The following is a 7,312-nucleotide window of genomic DNA, read 5'->3' as shown; positions in this document are numbered from 1 at the left end:
CTGCGGGGGCGCGCAAGTGGTGGGCGGGGTGGCGCCTTGGGCGGGGCCGGTTGTTTTACGGCTGTCGGCTGCCGTGCGGGCGCGGGCTGCCGTACGGGGGCTGGCTTCCGTACGGGTACGGGTGCGGGCTTCCGTACGGGTGCAGGTACGGGTTCCCGGCCGTGGGCTCGTTCGGGGGCCTTTGGGTGCTTGGCGAGGCGGGCCTTGGTCGCCGCAGGGTTGTTGTACGAGGTCGTGACCGTGACGAGACGGCCATCGTCTAATCGCTTCGTCACCCGCTTCAGGTAACCGTGTCGCTCCAGTTCCCGCAGGCCGGAGGCGATCCGCTCGCGTCCCTCGGGGAACCTCTCCGCCAGCGTACGGATGTCGACCTGCGAGCCCTCGGGCAACGAGAGGATGTAGACCGCGAGACCGATCGCGCCGAGCGACAACTCCTGGTGCTGGGCGAGGTGATCGCCGATGATCGTGTAGCCGGGTTCTTGGAATTCGGTCACCTTCTGCACCCCTGCGGGGGACCGGTGAACCGTGTGCGGAGCGCGGGCAGGCGCGTTAAGCTTCTTCTCAGCCATCGGGAAGGCTCGACTTCCTGGGTGGTCAGGCCCTCGACCGGGATGGCAGTCCCGCCGGGGGCCATTGCTTTTGCGGAAAGTTTGTGGTGCTGCCGCTGAGCCTGCACCGCATCGCTGTGGAAAAGCCAGCCCAGAGCCGCTGGATCACCCCACCGTGTGACACAGGCGTGCGAGCCCGCGGGTTTGGTTTGGGTTGGTTGGTTATTTCCCCACGGTTATGGGTTCTTGAAGGGGCCAGCGCCACCGGAGCCCAGCGGACCGGGCTCCGGTCGATGTCAGATCAGTTCCACATCGGCAGGTCGAACTCCGCCCAGACCGTCTTGCACGGGAACGGGCCCCGGACCGTGCCCCAACGGCTGGCGAGCGCGCCGACGATGAGCAGTCCGCGTCCCGACTCCTCGTCGGCCGGAGCCTGTTGTACCGGGATCCGGTCGCCGCGTGCGTCCGTGACACCGATACTGAGCGTGTCCGCGTCAGCGGCCAGTACGAGGCGGAAGTCCCGGCCCGGTACGCGCCCGTGCGAGACCGCGTTGGCGGCCAGTTCGGAGATCACCTGAGCGGGATCTTCGAACGGCAGGCCCCAGGAGCGGAGTTGCTCGACCCCGAGGAGGCGCGCCAAGCGTGCACCCCGGCGCGTAGCGGACAGCTGGACACGGAAGTGGAGCTTCGGCTCCGCGATTCGCTGGTTCACCTCACTCAGCGTGGTCGCCCGGACCTACTCTGAGAAGTGATGACGTCGACACGTTCGGTGATGTCCAGGAGGTGGACAGGATGTCTCGGCTGTCCAGGAGGTGAGGCGCGTGCATAGCGATGTCACGGACGACTCAAGCTGGGCACTTGATCCGGAGGACGATCCCCAGCCGTCAGTCGAGGTGGTCGGGCGCCAGCTCAAGCTGTGGAGGGTGGCGGCCGGCCTGCGGGCCGCCGACTTCGCGGAGTTGATGGGTTACAGCGAGGGCTTGATCTACAAGATCGAGCAGGGAGTGCGGATCCCGCGCCCGGAATACCTGGCCAAGGCGGACCGGATCCTCAAGGCAGGCGGAAAGCTCGCCGGGATGCGGGAGGACGTGGAGAAGGCCCGCTATCCGAAGAAGGTCCGCGACCTGAAGCGCTGGGAGGACGAGGCCGTCGAGCTCGGCTCGTACGAGAACCACAACGTGCATGGTCTCTTGCAGACGGAGGAGTACATGCGCGCGCTGTACGAGATGCGACGGCCCGCCTGGCCGAAGGACGAGGTCGAGACCTTGATGGCCGCGCGTATGGCCCGATGGTCGATCTACGACCGGACCCCCGCTCCCTCGCTCACTTTCGTCCAGGAAGAGGCAACTATCCGGCGCCCTCTCGGAGGGAGAATGGTGCACCGGCGCCAACTCGAACGGATGTTGGAGGTGGGTAGCCTGCGGAACGTCGAGATTCAGGTCATGCCGATTGACCGAGACGATCATGCGGGGATGGATGGCCGCATCCAGTTGCTCAAGTTCGCGGACGGCTCGGTCGTTGGGCACTCGACAAGTCAGTTCGGCAGGCGCCCGGTCGAAGACCCGAAGCTGATCCAAGTCATTGAGTTGCGCTATGGAATCATCCGTTCCCAGGCTCTCACGCCCCGGGAGTCACTGGCCTTCATCGAGAAAGTGCTGGGAGAGACATGAGCCTCAAGCCCTCGTACGGAAACGCCGGCGAACTGGCGTGGGTCAAGAGCAGCTACAGCGACAGCAGTGACATCAACGACTGCGTTGAAGTTGTCTGGACCAAGAGCAGCTACAGCAACAGCAACGAAGACCACGACTGCGTCGAGGTCGGCTGGACGAAGAGCAGCTACAGCAATAGCAATGAGCGTGACGACTGCGTCGAGGTCGCGCCCACCCCTACCACCATTCACATCCGGGACTCCAAGGACGTTGACGGCCCCCACCTGCACGTTCGCCCGGCGGCGTGGGCGGACTTCGTGGCGTTCGCGCGGGCGTAGGTGTCCGGCGTCAGGCGACGGCGCGGGTCAGGCCCAGGGATGCCAGTTCCGGGTCCTCGCGGAGTTTGGCGAGGGCGCGGGAGACGGCGCTTTTGACGGTGCCGACCGAAACTTCCATGATTTCGGCGGTGTGGGCCTCGCTGAGGTCTTCGTAGTAGCGCAGGACGACCATGGCGCGCTGGCGGGCGGGCAGGCGCATGATCGCGCGCCACATGGCGTCGCGGAGGCCCTGGAGTTCCGCCGGGTCGGGGGACGGGAGGGGGTCGGGCTCGGGGAGTTCGTCGCAGGCGAATTCCTCGACCCGGCGCTTGCGCCACTGGGAGGTGCGGGTGTTGATCAGCGCGCGGCGGACGTAGCCGTCCAGCGCGCGGTGGTCCTCGATGCGTTCCCAGGCGACGTACGTCTTGGTGAGCGCGGTCTGGAGGAGGTCCTCGGCGTCGTTCGGGTTCGAGGACAGGGACCGCGCGGCGCGCAGCAGAACCGGCCCCCGGGCCCGTACGTAGGACGCGAACGACGGGAACGTCGCGGGCGTCGAGGCGCTTGTGCACACAGACGTGGTCATGTCCTCCACGCTAGGAGCGGCCCGGCGCGCGGGCGTCGGCCCAAGGTGCCGAAGCGGCGTCCCTCTCAAGTTGTAGGGCGGGGGGCTTCCCCACCTCCTCAAGGGGGAGCGCGCGGCGGGCTCCCCTAGGGGCCGGGGCGCGGCTCCCGGGGGCGGGCCCCTCGCTCCTCCGGGAGCGGGCCCGTGGCCCGGTTACCCGGCGCGGCCCAGGACCACACCCGAGGTGGGCACGCCGGTGCCCGCGGTGACCAGGACGTGCGCGGGGTCGGGGACCTGGTTGGGGCTGGTGCCGCGGAGCTGGCGGACGGCTTCGGCCAGGCCGTTCATACCGTGCAGGTACGCCTCGCCGAGCTGGCCGCCGTGGGTGTTGAGCGGGAGCGCGTCGGCGGCGACGAAATCGGCGGCCTCGCCGCGACCGCAGAAGCCGAACTCCTCCAACTGCATCAGGACAAAGGGGGTGAAGTGGTCGTAGAGGATGGCGACGTCGATGTCGGCGGGGGTCAGGCCGGAGGTGCGCCAGAGCTGGCGGGCGACCACGTTCATCTCGGGGAGGCCGGTGAGGTCGTCGCGGTAGAAGCTGGTCATCTGCTCCTGGGCGCGGCCGGCGCCCTGGGCCGCGGCGGTGATCAGCGCGGGCGGGTGGGGGAGGTCGCGGGCGCGTTCGGCGGAGGTGACGACGAGCGCCTGGGCGCCGTCGGTCTCCTGGCAGCAGTCCAGCAGCCGCAGCGGTTCGGCGATCCAGCGGGACGCGGCGTGGTCGGCGAGGGTGATCGGCTTGCCGTGGAAGTACGCGGCCGGGTTGCGGGCGGCGTGGCGGCGGTCGGTGACCGCGACGTGCCCGAACGCCTCCGGGGTCAGCCCGTAGGCGTGGAGGTACCGTTGCGCGGCCATGGCGACCCAGGAAGCCGGGGTGAGCAGGCCGAACGGGAGGTTCCAGCCGAGCGCGGCGCCCTCGGCGGACGGTTCGCGGTGCTGGACGCCGGAACCGAAGCGGCGGCCGGAACGTTCATTGAACGCGCGGTAGCAGACGACCACGTCGGCGAGGCCGGTAGCGACCGCCAGCGCCGCCTGCTGGACGGTGGCGCAGGCCGCGCCGCCGCCGTAGTGGACGCGGGAGAAGAAGGTCAGCTCGCCGATGCCGGCGGCCTGGGCGACGGTGATCTCGGGGTTGGTGTCCATGGTGAAGGTGACCAGGCCGTCGACGTCGGCGGGGGTGAGGCCGGCGTCGGCCAGGGCGGCGCGGACGGCCTCCACGGCGAGGGTGAGTTCGCTGCGGCCGGAGTCCTTGGAGAACTCCGTGGCGCCGATGCCTACGAGGGCGGCGCGGCCGCCGAGGGTGTCGGGGCGGTGGCGGGTCATCGGGGGGCCTCGGTGGGGGCCGGGGCCGGGGCTTCCGTGCGGGCCTCTGCGGGGGCCGCTGCGGGGGCGTCGGTCGGGGGCCCCGTCGTTACGGTGACCGTGCCGGTGACGTGGGTGCCGAGGGCGTTGGTGCCGGTGATGCGGACCTCGGCCGTGTCGCCGTCGACGGCGGTGACCGTGCCGCGCAACACCATCGTGTCTCCTGGGTAGTTGGGCGCGCCGAGGCGGATGGCGACCTTGCGCAGGACGGCGCTCGGGCCGAAGTGGTCGGTGACGTAGCGGCCGACGAGGCCGTTGGTGGTCAGGATGTTCATGAAGATGTCCGGGGAGCCCTTCTCGCGGGCCGCCTCCGCGTCGTGGTGCACGTCCTGGTAGTCGCGGGAGGCCAGGGCCCCGGCGACGATCAGGGTGCGGGTGAGGGGGAGGGTGAGTGGGGGAAGGGGGGTGCCGGGCTCGGGCCGTTCACCGGGTGCGCCGGGGCCGGGCTGCCCCTCGGGGGCGGTGTCCGTGGTCGTGGTCATGCCTGGGGCTCCTTCGTCGGATCCGTCGGCTCCGTCAGCCTCGTCCGCTCGGTCGGATTCGTCAGCAACTCGCCCAATTCTTCGAGGAGTTCGGCGCCCGCGCCCAGGTGCGCGTCGAGCTGCCGTCCCCAGAGGAAGTGCCGGTGGACGGGGTGGTCGAGGTCCGCGCCGAGGCCGCCGTGCAGGTGCTGGCCCGTGTGGACCACCCGTTTGCCGGCTTCGGACGCCCACCAGGCGGCGGTCAGCGCGTGCGTACCGGCGGGCAGGCCCGCGTCCCGGCGCCAGGCGGCCTCGTAGGCGGTGACGCGGATCGCCTCGGTGTCCATGTACGCCTCCGCGGCGCGGAGTTGGACGGCCTGGTTGGCGGCGAGCGGGCGGCCGAACTGCTCGCGGGTGGTGGTGTGCGCCACCGCCCGGGCCAGCGCGCCCGCGCAGACACCGGCCTGGAGTCCGGCGAAGGCGGTACGGGCGGTGGCGAGGATGTCGTCGTAGGGGGTGGGGGCGCGATCGGGGTCGGCTAACGGGGGCGTGGGGGACGAGCCGTCCACCGGGCGCGCGGGTGCCGGGCCGGCCACCGGGGGCGCGGCCACCGGCCCGTCCCCCAGGGCCTCGGCCGGGGCGCCATCCAGGGTGAGGCGGCCCGCCGACCACGGGGCGGTGGTGGCCACCGGCTCGACGCCGACGCCGGGGTCGCCGGTGCGGACGAGCCACAGCCGGCGTTCCGCGTCCGGCACCAGCAGCAGCGTCGCGGCGCACAGCCAGGGCACGACGGGGACGACGCCGGTCAGCCGGGCCCGGACGGCGGCTCCAAGCGAGCCGTCCCAGCCCCCGCGCGCGACGACGCCAAGCCCCCTCCCCCGCGTGAACGCCCCCGTGGCCACCTCCGTGCCGTCCCGCAATCCGGGGAGCAGCCGCGCCCGCTGCTCCTCGCTGCCGTGCGCGCCGAGGGCCAGCAGCCCGTAGACGCAGCTGGCCGCGAACGGCACCTGGGCGGTCGTCCGGCCCTGCTCCTCCAGCATCAGGACGAGGCCCAGCAGCCCGGTCTCCTCGGCCGCGCCCGGCAGTCCGGCCGCGCACAGCGCCTTCCACAGCGCGGCGTCGGCGGACGGGCCGAGCTCCGCCAGCCGCTCCGGCGTGGCGAGGTCGCCGAAGACCTCCGCCGCCAGGTCGCGCGCGGCCCGCTGCTCCTCCGTAGGCGTGAAGTCCACGTCAGCCCTCCCCACCGGGGCCCGCACCCGGGGCCTCCACCGCCCGGAAGACCGGAAGCACCAACTCCTCATCCACCCGCAGGAATTCCAGCCGCACCGGCATCCCGATCCGCACCGCGTCGTACCGCACCCCGGTCACATTGCTGACCATCCGCACCCCCTCCGCCAGCTCGACCAGCGCGACCGCGTACGGCGGATCGAACGCCGGGAAGGGCGGGTGGTGCATCACGACGTACGAGTAGACGGTGCCCGCGCCGCTCGCCTCGATGGTGTCCCACTCCGCCGCCCCGCACCGGTTGCAGCCGGGCAGCCAGGGGAAGCGCAGGGTGCCGCAGCCGCCGCAGCGCTGGATGAGCAGTTTGCGGTCGGCGACGCCCTCCCAGAACCCGGCGTTGTCCCGGTTGACGACGGGCCGGGGTCGCTCCGCCTTGGGGCGCGCGTCGGGGGCCGCCCCCTGGGCACCGGGGGCCGCCTCCTGGGGAGCGGGCCGGGCGGCCGGGGCGTACTTGAGGATGCGGAAGCGGTGCGTCCCGGCTGGTTCGCCGTTCGCCCGGACGTCCATCCGGGTGGTGATGAAGTGGCCGGAGCCCAGTTTGGTGGTCTTACGAGGCGAGACCGACTCGATCACCGCGTCGAAGGTGATCACGTCCCCGGGGCGCAGCGGACGCAGGTATTCCTGTTCGCAGTCGGTGGCGACGACCGCGCGGTAGCCGGCGCCGTCGAGCAGTGCGAACAGTTCGTCGTGGGCGGGGCTGCGGCCCTGGTGGCCGGAGAGGCCGCCCATCGTCCACGCCTGGAGCATGGTGGGCGGGGCGACCGCGCCGGGTCCCCGGTAGGCCGGGTGCGCGTCGCCCATCGCCTCGCACCAGTGGCGGATCATCGCCTCGTTGACGGGGTCCTTGCCGACGCCCTCGGTGGCGGCCGACCGGCCCTCGAACGCCCGGAGCGCCTTCTCGAACGCGGCCCCGGCGTCGGCGTCGCCATCGGGGCCGGCACTACCTGGTACAGACCCTCCGCCCGGTACAGCCCCCGCGCCCGGTATCCCGGCCACGTCCCCCCCCCCCCCCCCCCCCCCCGAAACCCTCCCCCCCCCCCCCCCCTTCCCCTCCCCCACCCCCTCCCCGCCC

At 71.8% G+C, this 7,312-nt stretch carries 9 protein-coding genes; 2 read left to right on the top strand and 7 right to left on the bottom strand.

Annotated features, from left to right (window positions below; genetic code table 11):
• The coding region (locus ADL22_RS36045; RefSeq protein ID WP_324615522.1) for a helix-turn-helix domain-containing protein at positions 1–569 on the bottom strand (569 nt) is incomplete at its 3' end.
• 280 nt (positions 570–849) lie between these two features.
• On the bottom strand, positions 850–1,260 hold the full coding sequence (locus tag ADL22_RS09155) for an ATP-binding protein (protein ID WP_066975608.1): 411 nt from the start codon (positions 1,258–1,260) through the stop codon (positions 850–852).
• 109 nt (positions 1,261–1,369) lie between these two features.
• Here ADL22_RS09155 and ADL22_RS09150 point away from each other — a divergent pair, with 109 nt between their 5' ends.
• Together ADL22_RS09150 and ADL22_RS09145 are read left to right on the top strand one after the other, a co-directional pair.
• Positions 1,370–2,218 (top strand): helix-turn-helix domain-containing protein, encoded by an 849-nt coding sequence (locus ADL22_RS09150; protein ID WP_066975605.1) that lies wholly within the window; start codon positions 1,370–1,372, stop codon positions 2,216–2,218.
• Complete coding sequence (locus tag ADL22_RS09145; protein WP_066975604.1) at positions 2,215–2,535, top strand: DUF397 domain-containing protein; 321 nt, start codon at positions 2,215–2,217, stop codon at positions 2,533–2,535. The genes ADL22_RS09150 and ADL22_RS09145 overlap by 4 nt, the downstream gene beginning before the upstream one ends.
• Positions 2,536–2,545: 10 nt before the next feature.
• Here ADL22_RS09145 and ADL22_RS09140 read toward each other — a convergent pair whose 3' ends face one another.
• The 5 genes from ADL22_RS09140 to ADL22_RS09120 form a co-directional block, all read right to left on the bottom strand.
• A complete protein-coding gene (locus tag ADL22_RS09140) occupies positions 2,546–3,097 on the bottom strand; it encodes a SigE family RNA polymerase sigma factor (RefSeq protein ID WP_066975601.1) in 552 nt (183 codons plus the stop codon).
• Positions 3,098–3,289: 192 nt separating this feature from the next.
• Positions 3,290–4,456, bottom strand: coding sequence for a lipid-transfer protein (locus tag ADL22_RS09135; protein WP_066975598.1), 1,167 nt, complete (start codon positions 4,454–4,456; stop codon positions 3,290–3,292).
• A complete protein-coding gene (locus ADL22_RS09130; RefSeq protein ID WP_079063966.1) occupies positions 4,453–4,977 on the bottom strand; it encodes a MaoC/PaaZ C-terminal domain-containing protein in 525 nt (174 codons plus the stop codon). The genes ADL22_RS09135 and ADL22_RS09130 overlap by 4 nt, the downstream gene beginning before the upstream one ends.
• Positions 4,974–6,185 carry an acyl-CoA dehydrogenase family protein gene (locus ADL22_RS09125; protein ID WP_066975596.1) on the bottom strand — a complete coding sequence of 404 codons (1,212 nt, stop codon included), beginning with the start codon at positions 6,183–6,185 and terminating at the stop codon, positions 4,974–4,976. The genes ADL22_RS09130 and ADL22_RS09125 overlap by 4 nt, the downstream gene beginning before the upstream one ends.
• 1 nt (position 6,186) lies before the next feature.
• The gene (locus tag ADL22_RS09120) at positions 6,187–7,227 is read right to left on the bottom strand and encodes a bifunctional MaoC family dehydratase N-terminal/OB-fold nucleic acid binding domain-containing protein (RefSeq protein WP_066975610.1); all 1,041 of its coding nucleotides are present in this window, start codon (positions 7,225–7,227) and stop codon (positions 6,187–6,189) included.
• Positions 7,228–7,312: the final 85 nt, after the last annotated feature.

The organism is Streptomyces sp. NRRL F-4489 (assembly GCF_001509485.1).
Taxonomy (GTDB): Bacteria; Actinomycetota; Actinomycetes; order Streptomycetales; family Streptomycetaceae; genus Streptomyces.
This window is presented reverse-complemented; position numbering and strand designations above follow the sequence as displayed.

Coding starts and splice junctions, on each gene's coding strand:
- ADL22_RS09135 (WP_066975598.1), bottom strand. CDS start 4,456: ATGACCCGCCACCGCCCCGACACCCTCGGCGGCCGCGCCGCCCTCGTA.
- ADL22_RS09130 (WP_079063966.1), bottom strand. CDS start 4,977: ATGACCACGACCACGGACACCGCCCCCGAGGGGCAGCCCGGCCCCGGC.
- ADL22_RS09140 (WP_066975601.1), bottom strand. CDS start 3,097: ATGACCACGTCTGTGTGCACAAGCGCCTCGACGCCCGCGACGTTCCCG.
- ADL22_RS09145 (WP_066975604.1), top strand. CDS start 2,215: ATGAGCCTCAAGCCCTCGTACGGAAACGCCGGCGAACTGGCGTGGGTC.